Source organism: Chromobacterium sp. ASV23 (assembly GCF_016428945.1).
GTDB lineage: Bacteria > Pseudomonadota > Gammaproteobacteria > Burkholderiales > Chromobacteriaceae > Chromobacterium > Chromobacterium sinusclupearum.
In genome coordinates, this window is record NZ_JAELTR010000005.1 from 45414 (window position 1) to 60726 (window position 15313).

At 65.4% G+C, this 15313-nt stretch carries 17 protein-coding genes and 1 tRNA gene; 12 read left to right on the plus strand and 6 right to left on the minus strand.

All coding sequences use genetic code 11. The features are described 5' to 3' along the window. Positions 1-2 precede the first annotated feature (2 nt). From phnH to JHD59_RS03910, 7 genes are all read left to right on the plus strand, one after another. Positions 3-575 carry a phosphonate C-P lyase system protein PhnH gene (gene phnH / locus JHD59_RS03880; protein ID WP_199153223.1) on the plus strand — a complete coding sequence of 191 codons (573 nt, stop codon included), beginning with the start codon at positions 3-5 and terminating at the stop codon, positions 573-575. 1 nt (position 576) lies between these two features. Continuing rightward, the gene (locus JHD59_RS03885; protein WP_199153224.1) at positions 577-1662 is read left to right on the plus strand and encodes a carbon-phosphorus lyase complex subunit PhnI; all 1086 of its coding nucleotides are present in this window, start codon (positions 577-579) and stop codon (positions 1660-1662) included. Further along, the gene (locus JHD59_RS03890) at positions 1655-2491 is read left to right on the plus strand and encodes an alpha-D-ribose 1-methylphosphonate 5-phosphate C-P-lyase PhnJ (RefSeq protein ID WP_199153225.1); all 837 of its coding nucleotides are present in this window, start codon (positions 1655-1657) and stop codon (positions 2489-2491) included. The genes JHD59_RS03885 and JHD59_RS03890 overlap by 8 nt, the downstream gene beginning before the upstream one ends. Before the next feature lie 153 nt (positions 2492-2644). After that, complete coding sequence (gene phnK, locus JHD59_RS03895; protein WP_199153226.1) at positions 2645-3418, plus strand: phosphonate C-P lyase system protein PhnK; 774 nt, start codon at positions 2645-2647, stop codon at positions 3416-3418. 4 nt (positions 3419-3422) lie between these two features. After that, positions 3423-4130 (plus strand): phosphonate C-P lyase system protein PhnL, encoded by a 708-nt coding sequence (gene phnL / locus JHD59_RS03900; RefSeq protein WP_233163885.1) that lies wholly within the window; start codon positions 3423-3425, stop codon positions 4128-4130. Next, complete coding sequence (locus JHD59_RS03905) at positions 4127-5263, plus strand: alpha-D-ribose 1-methylphosphonate 5-triphosphate diphosphatase (RefSeq protein ID WP_199153227.1); 1137 nt, start codon at positions 4127-4129, stop codon at positions 5261-5263. The genes phnL and JHD59_RS03905 overlap by 4 nt, the downstream gene beginning before the upstream one ends. Continuing rightward, positions 5263-5820, plus strand: coding sequence for a phosphonate degradation HD-domain oxygenase (locus tag JHD59_RS03910; protein WP_199153228.1), 558 nt, complete (start codon positions 5263-5265; stop codon positions 5818-5820). The genes JHD59_RS03905 and JHD59_RS03910 overlap by 1 nt, the downstream gene beginning before the upstream one ends. Positions 5821-5897: 77 nt before the next feature. Here the strand turns inward: JHD59_RS03910 and JHD59_RS03915 are convergent, their stop codons facing one another. The 3 genes from JHD59_RS03915 to JHD59_RS03925 are packed head-to-tail and all read right to left on the minus strand — an operon-like array spanning position 5898 to position 7500. Then, on the minus strand, positions 5898-6380 hold the full coding sequence (locus tag JHD59_RS03915) for a GNAT family N-acetyltransferase (RefSeq protein ID WP_233163886.1): 483 nt from the start codon (positions 6378-6380) through the stop codon (positions 5898-5900). Beyond that, positions 6381-6578, minus strand: a complete 198-nt coding sequence (locus JHD59_RS03920) for a hypothetical protein (RefSeq protein WP_199153229.1) — start codon at positions 6576-6578, stop codon at positions 6381-6383. Positions 6579-6624: 46 nt separating this feature from the next. After that, positions 6625-7500 carry an EAL domain-containing protein gene (locus JHD59_RS03925; RefSeq protein WP_199153230.1) on the minus strand — a complete coding sequence of 292 codons (876 nt, stop codon included), beginning with the start codon at positions 7498-7500 and terminating at the stop codon, positions 6625-6627. A 206-nt stretch (positions 7501-7706) separates the two neighbouring features. Here JHD59_RS03925 and JHD59_RS03930 point away from each other — a divergent pair, with 206 nt between their 5' ends. From JHD59_RS03930 to JHD59_RS03950, 5 genes are all read left to right on the plus strand, one after another. Beyond that, positions 7707-8702, plus strand: a complete 996-nt coding sequence (locus JHD59_RS03930) for a sulfate ABC transporter substrate-binding protein (RefSeq protein WP_233163887.1) — start codon at positions 7707-7709, stop codon at positions 8700-8702. Between the two features lie 461 nt (positions 8703-9163). After that, a complete protein-coding gene (gene cysT, locus JHD59_RS03935) occupies positions 9164-10021 on the plus strand; it encodes a sulfate ABC transporter permease subunit CysT (RefSeq protein ID WP_199153231.1) in 858 nt (285 codons plus the stop codon). Continuing rightward, positions 10021-10899 (plus strand): sulfate ABC transporter permease subunit CysW, encoded by an 879-nt coding sequence (gene cysW, locus JHD59_RS03940; RefSeq protein WP_233163888.1) that lies wholly within the window; start codon positions 10021-10023, stop codon positions 10897-10899. The genes cysT and cysW overlap by 1 nt, the downstream gene beginning before the upstream one ends. Before the next feature lies 1 nt (position 10900). Then, positions 10901-11974: a sulfate/molybdate ABC transporter ATP-binding protein gene (locus JHD59_RS03945; RefSeq protein ID WP_199153232.1), complete on the plus strand. Its 1074-nt coding sequence runs from the start codon at positions 10901-10903 to the stop codon at positions 11972-11974. Then, positions 11971-12900 (plus strand): CysB family HTH-type transcriptional regulator, encoded by a 930-nt coding sequence (locus tag JHD59_RS03950; RefSeq protein WP_199153233.1) that lies wholly within the window; start codon positions 11971-11973, stop codon positions 12898-12900. Before JHD59_RS03945 ends, JHD59_RS03950 begins: the two co-directional genes overlap by 4 nt. Before the next feature lie 64 nt (positions 12901-12964). Here the strand turns inward: JHD59_RS03950 and JHD59_RS03955 are convergent, their stop codons facing one another. The 3 genes from JHD59_RS03955 to JHD59_RS03965 all read right to left on the minus strand — a co-directional run bounded on the left by JHD59_RS03955 (position 12965) and on the right by JHD59_RS03965 (position 15255). Continuing rightward, positions 12965-14257, minus strand: a complete 1293-nt coding sequence (locus JHD59_RS03955; RefSeq protein ID WP_199153234.1) for a serine dehydratase subunit alpha family protein — start codon at positions 14255-14257, stop codon at positions 12965-12967. A gap of 140 nt (positions 14258-14397) precedes the next feature. Continuing rightward, positions 14398-15000 carry a phosphatase PAP2 family protein gene (locus tag JHD59_RS03960; RefSeq protein ID WP_199153235.1) on the minus strand — a complete coding sequence of 201 codons (603 nt, stop codon included), beginning with the start codon at positions 14998-15000 and terminating at the stop codon, positions 14398-14400. Between the two features lie 179 nt (positions 15001-15179). Next, positions 15180-15255, minus strand: a tRNA-Asn gene (locus JHD59_RS03965). Positions 15256-15313: the final 58 nt, after the last annotated feature.

Here is a 15313-nt window from a genome sequence, read left to right on the forward strand (position 1 = left end):
CCATGCATAGCGCCTTTGTCCATCCGGTGGATCAAGCCCAGCAAACTTTCCGCGCCATTCTGTCCGCCATGGCAGAGCCCTTGCTGCCGCAGGCCCTGCCGGCTCTGCCGCCAGCCCTGCCCGGCCTGGAAGCCGCCACCGCCGCCCTGCTCTACACCCTGGCCGATCAGGACGTGCGCGTCTGGCTGCCTGCATTGCCGTCCGCCTCGGTGGACAGCCTGCGCTTCCATACCGGCATGCGGCTGACCGACTTGCCGGAAGAAGCCGACTTCATCGTCATCGCCCAGGGCATGCCCTTGCCGGATCTGGCCAGTCTGAAAGCCGGCAGCGCCGAATACCCGGACCGCTCCGCCACGCTGCTGATCGAGGTGGCCAGCTTCGCTGAGGATCAGGTGGAAGGCAGCGGCCCCGGTTTCGCCGCGCCGCGCCGTTTCGGCGCCGCCGGTTTGCCATCCGGCTTCTGGACCGAATGGCAACGCAACCATGCCCGCTTCCCGCTGGGCGTGGACGCCATGCTGATTTCCGACACCCACGTCGCCGGGCTGCCGCGCAGCACCCGCATCCGGGAGGGTTGAAATGTATGTAGCCGTCAAAGGCGGGGAAACCGCCATCGCCCGCTCCTGGGACTTGCTGGCCGCCGCGCGCCGCGGCGACGAGGCCGTGCCGGAGTTGAGCATCGCCCAAATCCGCCAGCAAATGCGCCTGGCCGTGGCCCGCGTGATGCAGGAAGGCTCGCTGTACGACGAGGAGCTGGCCGCGCTGGCGCTGAAACAAGCCAGCGGCGACAACATAGAAGCCGTGTTCCTGCTGCGCGCCTTCCGCACCACGCTGCCGCGCTTCGGCCAGACGCTGCCGCTCAACACCGCCGCCATGCGAGTGCGCCGCCGCGTGTCCGGCACCTTCAAGGACGTGCCGGGCGGCCAGATTCTCGGCCCCACCGCCGACTACACCCAGCGCCTGCTGGACTTCGGCCTAATGGAAACCTCGCAGAAAGTCGAACTGGAACAGGCCGCCGCGCCGCTGCCGGACGCACTGCCCGGCGTGCTGCAGCTACTGGACCGTGAAGGCTTGATCGAGGCCGACCTGCCGCCCGACGGCGATCCGGAGCCGGTGGACCTGACGCGCGAGCCGCTGATGTTCCCGGCCGGCCGCCCGGCGCGGCTGCAAAACCTGGCCCGCGGCGACGAAGGCTGGCTGCTGGGCCTCGCCTACTCCACCCAGCGCGGCTACGCCGAAAGCCACCCGTTCGCCGGGGAAATCCGCATGGGCGAAGTCAGCGTGATGGTCTGCCCGGAGGAGCTGGGCTTCGAGATCGACATCGGCGAAATCACGCTGACCGAATGCCAAATGATCAACCAGTTTGCCGGCAGCAAGAGCGCGCCGCCGCAATTCACCCGCGGCTACGGCCTGAGCTTCGGCGAGGCCGAGCGCAAGGCGATGGCGATGGCGCTGGTGGACCGCAGCCTGCGCGCCGAAGAATTGGGCGAAGCCGCCCACGCGCCGGCGCAGCAGCCGGAGTTCGTGCTGTATCACAGCGACAATGTCGAAGCCTCCGGCTTCGTCCAGCATCTCAAGCTGCCGCATTACGTGGACTTCCAGGCCGAGCTGGCGCTGATCCGCCAGTTGCGCGCCGCCGCCGATCAGGAGACCCGCCATGACTGACGATCGCTACAACTTCGGTTTCCTCGACGAAAACACCAAGCGCATGCTGCGCCGCGGCTTGCTCAAAGCGGTGGCGATTCCCGGCTACCAGGTGCCGTTCGGCAGCCGCGAAATGCCGCTGCCCTACGGCTGGGGCACCGGCGGCATCCAGGTGACGGCCAGCGTGATCGGCCGCGACGACGTGCTGAAGGTCATCGACCAGGGCGCCGACGACACCACCAACGCCGTCAACATCCGCCGCTTCTTCGGCCGCGTGGCCGGCGTGGCCACCACCACCCGCACCGCCGACGCGACGCTGATCCAGACCCGCCACCGCATCCCGGAAACGCCGCTGAAACCCGGCCAGATCATGATCTTCCAGGTGCCGGAGCCGGAGCCGCTGCGCACGCTGGAGCCCAGCGAGGTGGAGACGCGCAAACTGCACGCGCACCAGGAATACGGGCTGATGCACGTCAAGCTGTACGAGGACATCGCCCGCTTCGGCCACATCGCCACCAGCTACGACTACCCGGTGATGGTCAACGACAGGTATTTGACCTCGCCGTCGCCGATCCCGAAGTTCGACAACCCCAAGCTGGACATGAGCCCGGCCTTGCTGCTGTTCGGCGCCGGCCGCGAGAAGCGCCTGTACGCGATTCCGCCCTACACCAAGGTGGAAAGCCTGGCCTTCGACGACCATCCGTTTACGGCCCAAACCTGGGAGCAAGGCTGCGCGCTGTGCGGCTCGCGCACGAGCTACCTGGACGAAATCGTCACCGACGACGCCGGCAGCCGGATGTTCGTCTGCTCGGATACCGACTATTGCCAGCAGCAGGAGGCTTCGCGATGAAGCAGGGAAAAGCATTCAGCGCCGCGAAACACGCGAAATCACACGAAAGCATAGCGGCCTCCACGCACGCCCTCTCGCAATGGGCGGAGACCGCGGATGCATCAGACAACTTTCGCGTTCTTTCGTGGTTTTCGTGGCAAAAGAGGTTTTAACATGAATCAAGCCATCCTCAGCGTCAGCGGGCTAAGCAAGGACTACGGCAACGGCCAGGGCTGCTTCGACGTCAATTTCCAGCTGTATCCGGGCGAGGTGCTGTGCATCGTCGGCGAATCCGGCTCCGGCAAATCGACGCTGCTGTCCACCCTGGCCGGCCGCCTGGCCGCCGACGCCGGCAGCGTGCGCTTCGCCGACCGCGCAGGCATGCAGCACGAGCTGACCTGCCTGCCCGAGGCCGAGCGCCGCCGCCTGGCGCGCAGCGAATGGGGCTTCGTCACCCAGCACGCCCGCGACGGCCTGCGCATGGGCGTCTCCGCCGGCGCCAACGTCAGCGAGCGGCTGATGGCGCTGGGCCAGCGCCACTACGGCCGCTTGCGGCAGACCGCCGGCGACTGGCTGGAAAAAGTGGAGATAGACCGCGCGCGGCTGGACGACAAGCCATCCGCCTTTTCCGGCGGCATGCAGCAGCGGCTGCAGATCGCCCGCAATCTGGTCACACAGCCGCGGCTGGTGTTCATGGACGAACCGACCGGCGGCCTGGACGTGTCGGTTCAGGCGCGCTTCCTCGACCTGACCCGCCGCCTGGTGCGCGACGCCGGCATCGCCGTCATCATGGTGACCCACGATCTGGGCGTGGCGCGGCTGCTGGCGCAGCGCACTCTGGTGATGCAGAAGGGCCGCGTGGTGGAGGCTGGCCTCACCGACCAGATTCTCGACGACCCGCAACACCCGTACAGCCAGCTTCTGGTGTCTTCCATCCTGCAGGCCTGAAATCATGAATCTATTGATAGACGCGCAAAATCTGAGCAAGACCTTCACCCTGCACCAGCAGGGCGGGCTGCGGCTGCCGGTGCTGAGCGACGTTTCGCTGCAGGCGGCAGCCGGCGAATGCGTGGCGCTGGCCGGCCCGTCCGGCGCTGGCAAGAGCACGCTATTGAAGGCGCTGTACGCCAACTACCTGGTGGAGAGCGGCCGCATCGGCGTGTTCCACCAGGGCGCATGGGTGGACATGGCCCGCGCGCTGCCGCATGAGATCGCCGCCGTGCGCCGCCACACCTTGGGCTATGTCAGCCAGTTTTTGCGGGTGATCCCGCGGGTGTCGGCGCTGGACATCGTCGCCGAGCCGCTGCGCGAATGGGGTGCCACCGACACCGAGGCGCGGCTGGCGGCCGGCGAATGGCTGGCGCGGCTGAACATCGCCGAGCGGCTGTGGAGCCTGCCGCCGGCCACCTTCTCCGGCGGCGAGCAGCAGCGCGTCAACATCGCGCGCGGCATGATCGCGCCGCGGCCGATACTACTGCTGGACGAGCCGACTGCATCCCTCGACGCCGCCAACCGCGACGTGGTCATACAATTGATGCGCGAAGCGCTGGCCCGCGGCGCGGCCTTGATCGGCATCTTCCACGACGCGCCGACGCGCGACGCCATCGCCACCCGCATTTTCCAGGTTCCCCTGGCGCAACACACGGAAACCGCAGCATGAGACAGATTCTGAACCACGCCCGCATCGTGCTGGCCGACCGCGTCATCGACCACGGCGCGCTGGAAATTGAAGACGGCCGGATCGCCGCCATCCACGAACAGCCTCTGCCGGATGGCGAAGACCTGGCCGGCGCGTTGCTGCTGCCGGGCCTGGTGGAGATCCACACCGACAATCTGGAAAAACACCTGATGCCGCGCAACGGCGTGCTGTGGCCGATTCTGCCGGCGGTGATCACCCACGACGCGCAATGCGTGGCCGCCGGCATCACTACGGTGCTGGACGCGCTGGCGGTGGGCGATCTGGAAGGCGAAAGCGTGCGCCTCGATACGCTGCACAGCGCCTTCGCCGCCATCAACCAGGGCATGGACGAAGGCGCGCTGCGCGCGGAGCACTTCTTCCACCTGCGCTGCGAATTGGCCTTCCCGCAACTGCTGGACGAGTTGACGCCGCTGATCGCCCACCCGGTGGTAAAGCTGGTATCGGTGATGGACCATACGCCGGGCCAGCGCCAGTACCGCGATCTGGAGCAATACAAAAAATACTATGGCAAGAAAAAGGTAGGCTGGAACGAGGAGACCTTCCTCGCGGCCGTGGCGGAACGCAAGGCCAAGCAGGCAGCGTTTGCCAGCCGCCACAAGCAGGCGGTGGTGGAAATGGCTCAGGCGCGCGGCATCGCGCTGGCCAGCCATGACGACACCGATGCCGCCCACATAGACGAAGCGCTGCGCGATGGCGTGGCGATCTCGGAATTTCCCACCACGTTGGAAGCGGCCCAAGCCGCCCGCGCGCATGGCCTGCAAACGGTGATGGGGGCGCCCAATGTGGTGCGCGGCGGCTCCCACTCCGGCAATGTGGCGGCGCTGGAGCTGGCGCGGGCCGGCCTGCTGGACATCCTGTCGTCCGACTACGTGCCGGCCAGCCTGCTGCACGCCGCCTGGCTGCTGCACTCGCAGGCCGGCTGGAGCCTGCCGCGCGCCATTGCCGCCGTCAGCCTCAACCCGGCGCGCGCGGTAGGTTTGAACGATCGCGGCGACATCGCCGTCGGCCAGCGCGCCGACCTGGTGGCGATGACCGTGCGCGGCGACGTGCCGCTGGTGCGGCAAGTTTGGAACAGCGGCAGGAGGGTATTTTGATGCGCGATGCCATCGCTGTTTTGCAGCAACTGTACCGCGAACACGGCGCCCGCCATTACGGCGAGGCTGTCTCGCAATTCGACCACGCCATCCAGGCCGCCAAGCTGGCGCGCGACTGGGGCCACGATGACGAGATGGCGCTGGCCGCCTTCCTGCACGACGTCGGCCACCTGCTGGAACACGACGGCGCCGAGGCCATGGGCGACTACGGCGTGATGGCCCACGACAAGCTGGCGCAGGACTATCTGCTGTCGCTGGGTTTCTCGCCCCGACTGTCCCGGCTGGTGGGCATGCATGTCGAGGCCAAACGCTACCTGTGCGCCATCGACCCGGCCTATCTGACGGCGCTGTCGCCAGCCAGTACCGCCACGCTGGGCTACCAGGGCGGGCCGATGCGCCAGGACGAGGCGGAAGCCTTCGCCCGATTGCCGGACCTGGGCGATATTCTGGCGATCCGCCGGCTGGACGAGGCGGCCAAGGACGGCGGCTGGAGCCTGGACGAGGCGGACTGGGTGTGGCCGCTGATGGCCGGGCATCTGTCCAGTAGTCAAGTCTGACTTGGAGCCGGCCATGACGGCCGGCTCCTTTTGCTACGGCAACCGTATCTGGATTCGATCAGGCGGATCGCGATCAGCTAAGGCTGCGGGACTGCGCCCTTGAACAGCGCCATGCCTTCCGACCTCGGCGCGGTCGGCTTGAAGCCGAACTGCGCGTACAAATGTTTGGCATCGCCGTCGGCGATCAGGCTGATGTAAGCGCTTGGCGGCGCCTCGCAATCAATGTAAGCGCCGATCGCGGCCATGATGCGCTTGCCCAGGCCCTTGCCCTGGTGCGCCGGCAGCACGGCAATGTCCACCACTTGATAGAAACAGCCGCCATCGCCTATCACCCGGCCCATGCCGACGGTTTCGCCGCCGCAGCATACCTGTACGGCGAACAGCGTGCCGGCCAAGCCGCGGCGGGCGGCCTCTTCGGTTTTTGGGCTGAGGCCGGATTCGGCGCGCAGGCGGCGGTAGGTTTCCACATTGGGCGCGGCTTCGATCAGCTGGTACAGCGGGCTGGCTTCGACAGCCGACATAGGCCGCATGGTTTGTTCATTCTCGTCCTGCGTCGGCATTTACTTCTCCGCCGCGTCGCCCGCCACGCAGGTGAAGCTGCTGTAGCTCACCGACTTGACCTTGCCTTGGCCGCAGGTTTTCACGGCCTGATCAGTCATGCGTTGCAATTGCGCCGCGTCGCGGTAACCATCGGTATTGCCGATCACGCAGGCGGACAGCGCCAATGTGCAGATAGCAGACAAGCAGAGATGTTTCATTGTTTCCCCAGATAGGCATCAAGCGCTGCATAAAAATGCAAATATCCTAACAGGCAATGTTGGACAAATCCACTTCGCGCGCCGACCGTTGGCGCTTCAACCGTTCCGACAGCAACGGGCCGGAACAGTAGTCCGCCCCCATCTTCAGCGCCAGCTCCAGCATGTTGTCGCAAACAATCTCTTCCACCGCCAGCGCAAAGCCCTGCTCCGCCAGTTGCGGCATCAGCGCCAGCAATTGGTCCCGCACTTTCGGGTACATGATGGCGCGGCCCATGAAGCTGGGCGCCAGGGCCAGCGTGTCCGGCTCCAGCCGCCACAGCCGCAGCAGGTCCTGGCTGCCGGCGCCGAAGTCGCCCAGGCCCAGCCGGTGGCCATGCTGCCGGTAGCGCCGCACCAGGCCCAGGCCCAGCTCCGCGGTGCGTTCGTCCAGGAACAGCAGCATCGGCGCCTGGCTGGCCGGGAACTCCAAAACGTCCAGCAGCCGGGCGGTGAAATCGACAATGCGGTCGCTATAGGCGTGGCAGATGCGCGGGTCCACGTCGATGCGCAAGGGCAGGTGGCGGCCATTGCGTCCCAGGTGGTTAATCACATGCAGCACGCGGATCAACTTGAGCAAGGCTACGGCCTTGGCCTCGCCGTAGTTCATGGCAAACAGCCAGTTGGCCGGCAGCGTCTGTCCGAATTGGCCGAAAATGCGCAGCCGCGCCGCGTATTGCAGCAGCTGGCAGCGCCCGTCTCGCAAGCGGGTTTGCGGAATGAAGCCGCTGCACAGCCACCAGCCGTCGAAGCTGGCGAATACCTCCTGCTCGTTCCACTGCAAACGCGCCTGCACGCCCTCCTGCTGCAGCAGTTGCTGACAGGCCGCCAACATGGCGGGCGTGAAACCGGCTGGCGGCGACTTGGCAGGCTTGAATCGTTTCATGACCGTGACCAGGGAGTGGATTTGGCGCCACTATAGCCCCTGATGTGACAACGTAATATACGATTTGCCGATAAGCCTATCGGTTTTTACGAAATGCCGGCTTTTGCAATCTTTTGCATATCGATTGCATATTTTCTTGCTTCCCGCCTCGAGTCCGCGCCGCCTACAGTGGATGCCGTCATTCGAAAAACACCATGGGAATCATCATGCGCCCGCTGCACCGCCTCGCCCTCGCCCTGCTGTTTGCCGGCAGCGCCTCAGCCTTTGCCGACGTCACCCTGCTCAACGTCTCCTACGACCCGACGCGCGAGCTGTACCAGGAATTCAACGCCTCCTTCGCCAAATACTGGAAAGCCAAGACCGGCGAAACCGTCACCGTCAAACAATCCCATGGCGGCTCCGGCAAGCAGGCGCGCTCGGTCATCGACGGCCTGGATGCCGACGTGGTGACGCTGGCGCTGGCTTACGACATCGACGAAATCTCCAGCCAGGCCAAGTCCATCGCGCCCAATTGGCAGCAACGCCTGCCCCACAATGCCTCGCCCTACTCCTCCACCATCGTGTTCCTGGTGCGCAAGGGCAATCCCAAGCGCATCAAGGACTGGAATGACTTAGTCAAACCCGGCGTGGAGGTGGTGACGCCGAATCCCAAGACCGGCGGCGGCGCGCGCTGGAACTACCTGGCGGCCTGGGGTTACGCGCTGCAACAACCCGGCGGCAACGACGCCAAGGCGCGCGACTTCGTGAAAAAGCTGTACGGCAATGTGAAGGTGCTGGACTCGGGCGCCCGCGGCTCCTTGATCACCTTTACCCAGCGCGGCATCGGCGACGTGCTGCTGTCCTGGGAAAACGAGGCCTATCTCGCCACCAAGGAGCTGGGGCCGGACAAGTTCGACATCGTCACGCCGTCGGTCTCCATTCTGGCGGAGCCGCCGGTCAGCGTGGTGGACAAGGTGGTGGACAAGCGCGGCACCCGCAAAGTGGCCGAGGCCTATCTGCAATATCTGTACACGCCAGAGGGACAGAACCTGGCCGCCAAGCACTACTACCGCCCGCGCGACCCGCAGGTGGCGGCCAAGTACGCCAGCCAGTTCAGCAAGGTCAAGCTGTTCACCATCGATCAGGTATTCGGCGGCTGGCAGAAGGCGCAGAGAACGCACTTTGCCGACGGCGGCGTGTTCGACCAGATCATCGCGCGCTGAGGCATGACAGTAACTTCCGGGCTTGAGAGAAGCAGCCACGCATCCGACGCGCCCGGGTCCCTTCTAGCCTGCCGACGGGTGGCAGGCCCGAGGTCTTAAGCGGCTGCATGTTTGAGCCCCGCGACGTTAGCGCGGGGCGAGTTCAGCCGCGCCTCGGGCCTGACGGGACCCGGCGGAAAGCCGAAGGCCAGGCTTGAGGGTGGCCTTTAGGGGTGGAGGGGATATTTGGCCAAGCAAATATCCCCTCCCTGCCCTCCGGGCAGCCCCGGCAATCAAAACCAGTCAGATCGTAAACAAACACCTGGACGTCCAACACTCTCCAACCGCCCCCTCCGCCGGGCTGTTTTGTTTCGTCCGTCGCCCACTTTGCATAATATCGAATAAGCATTGAAGAAATACTTATTTTCAGAATAACAACCGCGCAGATATCGTTTATTCGGTTATATGAATTGGAATCCACGATGTCCGCGACACTCGCTCCTCCATCCCATCCTCCTCGCGTGTTGCCCGGCTTCAGCCTGTCGCTGGGTTTCGCCGTCAGCTATCTGTCGCTGCTGGTGCTGATTCCGCTCAGCGCCGTGGCGCTGCGCGCCGCCGGCCAGCCGCTGGAAAGCTTCTGGCAGGCCGCCGCCTCGCCGCGGGTGCTCGCGTCCTACCGGCTCAGCTTCGGCATGGCGCTGGCGGCCGCCGCCATCAACAGCGTGTTCGGCCTGTTGCTGGCGTGGTCGCTGGTGCGCTATCGCTTCCCCGGCAAGCGGCTGATCGACGCGCTGGTGGACCTGCCGTTCGCGCTGCCGACAGCGGTGGCCGGCATCGCCCTGACCGCGCTGTACGCCGGCAACGGCTGGCTGGGCCGGTATCTGGAGCCGGTGGGCGTCAAGGTGGCCTTCGGCCCGCTCGGCGTGCTGGTGGCCTTGGTCTTCATCGGCCTGCCTTTCGTGGTGCGCACGGTGCAGCCGGTGCTGGAGGACTTGGAAACCGAGCTGGAAGAAGCCGCCGCCTGCCTGGGGGCGCGCCGCTGGCAGACCTTTCGCCACGTGATCCTGCCCACGCTGCAGCCGGCCCTGCTCACCGGCTTCGCGCTGGCCTTCGCCCGCGCCGTGGGCGAATACGGCTCGGTGATCTTCATCGCCGGCAATGTGCCCATGGTGTCGGAAATCACGCCGCTGATGATCATCAGCAAGCTGGAGCAGTTTGATTACGCCGGCGCCACCGCCATCGCCAGCGTGATGCTGGCGGCGTCTTTCCTGCTGCTGCTGGCGATCAACGGCCTGCAATACTGGAGCGCGCGCCGTCACGGCCGCGCGGGAGGCCGCTGATGGCAGCCGTACTGTCTCAAGCGCATGCCGGCGCGGATAAGGCCGCGCTGCTGGAAACCCGCGCCGCCACCCGAGAGTCGAGCACGGTGAAATGGCTGATCCTGACGCTGTCGCTGAGTTTCTTCGCGATATTCCTGTTGCTGCCGCTGATCGTGGTGTTCGCGGAGGCCTTTGCCAAAGGCTGGGAGACCTATCTGTCCGCGCTGGCCGAGCCGGACGCGCTGGCCGCCGTGCGGCTGACCTTGCTGGCCGCCGTGATTTCCGTCCCGCTGAATCTGGTATTCGGCGTCGCCGCGGCTTGGGCGGTTACCCGCTTCGATTTTCGCGGCAAGCAGCTGTTGATCACGCTGATCGATTTGCCGTTTTCAGTGTCGCCGGTCGTCGCCGGCCTGATCTTCGTTCTGGTGTTCGGCCAGCAGGGCTGGCTGGGGCCATGGTTGGCCGAGCATGGCTTCAAGATCATTTTCTCGGTGCCCGGCATCGTGCTGGCCACGCTATTCGTCACCGTGCCCTTCGTCGCCCGCGAGCTGATCCCGCTGCTGGAGGCGCAGGGCCGCGAGGAAGAGGAAGCGGCCGTGGTGCTGGGCGCGCGCGGCTGGCAGGTGCTGTGGCATGTCACCCTGCCCAATGTGCGCTGGGCGCTGTTGTACGGCGTCATCCTCAGCAACGCGCGGGCGATGGGCGAGTTCGGCGCGGTGTCCGTGGTGTCCGGCCATATCCGCGGCGAGACCAATACCCTGCCCTTGCACGTGGAAATCCTCTACAACGAGTACAATTTCGCTGCGGCCTTCGCCGTGGCGTCCCTGCTGGCCTTGCTGGCCCTGGTCACGCTGGCGCTGAAGAGCTGGGTGGAATGGCGCGGCGCCAAGGAAAACTGAGATGAGCATACAAGTAGAAAACATCCGCAAGGCTTTTGGCGACTTCGTCGCCCTGAACGACGTGAGCCTCAACTTCCCCAGCGGCGAGTTGGTGGCGCTGCTGGGGCCGTCCGGCTGCGGCAAGACCACGCTCTTGCGCATCATCGCCGGCCTGGAGCAGGCCGATCGCGGCCGCGTGTTGCTGGATGGCGAAGACGCCTCCGCCACCCATGTGCGCGAACGACAGGTCGGTTTCGTGTTCCAGCACTACGCCTTGTTCCGCCATATGAGCGTGTTCGACAACGTGGCCTTCGGCCTGCGCATGAAGCCGCGGCGCGAGCGGCCGTCCGAGGCCGAGATCGCCCGCCGCGTCCATGAGCTGCTGGACCTGGTGCAGCTGAACTGGCTGGCCGACCGCTTCCCCGCCCAGCTGTCCGGCGGCCAACGCCAGCGCATCGCCCTGGCCCGCGCGCTGGCGGTGCAGCCGCGCGTGCTGCTGCTGGACGAGCCGTTCGGCGCGCTGGACGCCAAGGTGCGCAAGGAGCTGCGCCGCTGGCTGCGCAAGCTGCACGATGAATTGCACATCACCTCGCTGTTCGTCACCCACGATCAGGAAGAAGCGTTGGAAGTGGCGGACCGGGTGGTGCTGATGAACCATGGCCAAGTGGAGCAGATAGGCTCGCCGACCGAGGTATACAGCCAGCCGGCCAGCGCCTTCGTCTATGGTTTCCTCGGCAGCGCCAACCGCATCCGCGGCATCAGCGGCCCCGGCGCCATCGCGGTGGGCGGGCAGATGCTGGACGCCGACCATCAACAACCGCACGGCCAGCCGGTGGAAGCCTTCATCCGGCCGCACGAACTGGCCATCGTCCCGGATCATGGGCCGGGCCTGCCGGCGCGCGTGCAGCGCGTGCTGACGCTGGGCGGCCTGGCCCGCGTCGAGCTGGAAGGACGCGACGAACTGGCCGGCCAGACTTTCGACGCCGAACTGCCGGCCGACGCCCCGCTGCTGCAAACGCTGGCCGCCGGCCAGCCGGTGCGGCTGCAGGCGCGCGCCGCCCGCGTCTTTGCCGCCGCGCAAGGAGCCGAGGCATGAACTTCCAGCAACTGCGCATCATCCGCGAAACGGTGCGTCAGGGCTTCAACCTGACCGAAGTGGCCAACGCGCTGTACACCTCGCAATCCGGCGTCAGCAAGCACATCAAGGATCTGGAGGACGAACTGGGCGTGGAACTGTTCATCCGCAAGGGCAAGCGCTTCCTTGGCCTGACGGACCCAGGCAAAGAGCTGCTGACCATCGTCGAACGCATGCTGCTGGACGCCGGCAACATCAAGCGGCTGGCGCAGCAGTTCAGCCTGCGCGAAGAGGGCCAGCTGACCATCGCCACCACCCACACCCAGGCGCGCTATGCGCTGCCGCAGGTCGTCACCGCGTTCAAGCGCGCCTTCCCGCGCGTGCATCTGGTGCTGCATCAGGCCAGCCCGGCTGAGCTGGTCAAGCTGCTGCTGGAAGGCGAGGCTGACATCGGCATCGCCACCGAGGCCGTGCATGAGGTGCCGGAACTGGTGTCTTTCCCCTACTACAGCTGGCATCACTGTGTGATCGCGCCACCGGCTCATCCGCTGCATGACGCGCCGCTGACGCTGGAGGCGCTGGCCGAGCACCCCATCGTCACCTACCACAACGGCTTCACCGGCCGCGCCAGGATAGACAATGCCTTCGCCGAAGCCGGCCTGGCGCCGGACATCGTGATGTCGGCGCTGGACGCCGACGTGATCAAGACCTATGTCGAACTGGAGCTGGGCGTCGGCATCGTCGCCTCCATGGCGGTGGACCCGCGCCGCGATACCAGCGTCAAGGTGGTGGAAGGCGCGCCGCTGTTCGGCCAGCAAACCAGCCGCATCGCCATCCGCCGCGGCCATTATTTGCGCAGCTACGCCTACCGCTTCATCGAACTGTGCGCGCCGGCGCTGAACGAAGCCAGCGTGCGCCAGGCGCTGAGTCCGGCGACGCAGGACTAGGCCTCGGCACTTAAACAAACAGGCCCGGCAATGCCGGGCCTGTTTCGTGACGCGATGGGCTGACTCAGCGCTTGTCCATCATGATCTGCAGGATCTGGGTATCGGTCTGCGCCATGCCCTGCGTGGCCAGCTTGCCCAGGTTGGCGATGGACACGTCCACGTCGTGGGCGACGATGCCTTCGTTGCCGGTGACGCGGGTGCCATCGAGCGCCATCAATACCGCCTTGAAGCCGGAACCGGCCGAGGTGGAGACCTTCATCGCGCAGCTATTGGACGCGCCGTCGCAGATCATGCCGGCCAAATCGCCTATCATGCTGGAAATCGCCATGCTGACCGCCGGATAGCCGCCGTTCAGCAGCTGCGCCATGCCGGCCGCCGCGCCCATGGACGCGGTGGTGACGGCGCATAGCGCGGACAGCTTGGGCAAGCGGGTGTGGATGTAGACAGCGATCAGGTGCGACAAGGCCAGCGCGCGGATCAGGGTCTCGCGGTCGGCCTTGACGTGCTCGGCCACCACCACCACCGGCATGGTCGCGGCGATGCCCTGGTTGCCGGAGCCGGAATTGCTCATCGCCGGCAGCGTGGCGCCGCCCATGCGCGCGTCGGACGCGGCGGTGGTGCGGGTGAGGATGCGCGACAGCAGGCCTTCGGACAGCAAACCCGCCTCGATCTGCCGCTGCAGCGTGGCGCCGATGTGCAGACCGTACTTGCCGCTCATGCCCTCGTCGGCTAAGGCGCTGTTCAGCACCGCGGCGTCGTAGATGAATTCGATCATCTCCAGCGGCGCGCGGGTGGCGAAGTCGTAGACGTCGCGCGCGGTGGCGTCGCCCAGCTCGTAGCTTTCCACCGGCTTGGCGTCGGCCGCCTCGCGCTTGAGCAAGACCTCGCCGTTGCGCTCTATCCGGATCACGTTGGTATGGGCGTCGGCGATGGCCACGCGGGCGCATTCGTCGCCGTGCCAGACGCAGGCTTCGGCATACAGAATATTCGGCACCGCCGCTACGCCCAGCTTGACCTTGCCCTCGGCCAGCATCTGCTTGCCGGCGGCCACCTGCTCCACAGTCAGGTTTTTCAGCACTTCCAGCTTGGCGTCCGGGTCGCCGCCCAGCGCGCCAACGGCGGCGGCAATGGGCAAACCTACCGTGCCGGTGCCCGGCACGGTCACGCCCATGCCGTTCTTCATCAGGTTGGCCGACACCCAGGCGTCGATGCGCTGCGGCGTTTTGCCCAGCTCCCGCGCGGCCAGCGCGGCGGCCAGCGCCAGCGAGATCGGCTCGGTACAGCCCAAGGCCGGCACCACTTCCTGTTTCAGGGCCTTGACGAATTCCGGCCACAAGCTCATTTCGCGTTCAGACATGCTCATTCCCGACACCACTGCAATTGATATAAACAAATAACTTTTGTTTACTTTACCACCAAGCGGCTATCGCGTGTGCTTAAAAAATAGGCTATCCAAACCAGAGCAGCATCCAGATCAAATAAAGGCGGCAGCCACGCTCAGTGCCGGATCAGCCCCTGTGCGATGGGCTTGGCCAGCAAGCGCCGGTATAGAAGCTCGGCCATCCCGGTCAAGGCGTCGCCATATCGCGCCCACGCAGGCGACAGCGCTGCATACCAAGCGATGGACACCAGCAAGGCCCCCAGCATGTCCAAGGGGAAATGCACGCCAAGAAACACTCTGGACCAGGCCACGGCCGCACCGGCAACCGCCAACAGCCAGCCCCAGCCGCGCGCCGGGCTGAACCACCAGCACAGCGCCATCATCGCGAAAATCGTGCCGTGGTTGCTGGGAAACGATGGCGTGGCGTCATGCACCAGAAAGGTATAGCCGATAGGCATGGCGAACGGCCGCGGATGTGGCCAGACCAGCCCGATCAGCCAGTTGCCCAGCAAGGCGACGCCGGTAAACAGCAGGGCTTTCAGTATGGTGTCGCGCAGCGCAGGGCGCCCCCATAGCCACAATGCGAACAGCAGCACTGGCAGCAGGCGCATCACATCACGGGCGATGAAGGTGGCCAGCTTGATGGAAAACGGCGTGCTGGCGGGGGTGGCGTTGATCAGCAGGAACAGCGATTGATTAAAGGATTCGAGAAATGCCATCGGTCACCGAACTGGCCGGAACGCGTCTCGGCCAGGAAAGTATTGAGATTGGAAGATTAGTCTTGAATATGACTGTTTTGTTCCATTTCCATGAAACGGAGCGCCACCCGCGCCGGGATCAGCCAGATGGATGAGGCAAAGCAAAAAGCCCGCATCGGTTGATGCGGGCTTTTAAATTCTGGCTCCCCGAGCAGGGCTCGAACCTGCGACCTGCGGATTAACAGTCCGTCGCTCTACCGACTGAGCTATCAGGGAACATTAGAGAAAAGGATGATAACCTACATCCCATTCCTCGTCAACACATCAGAAATCT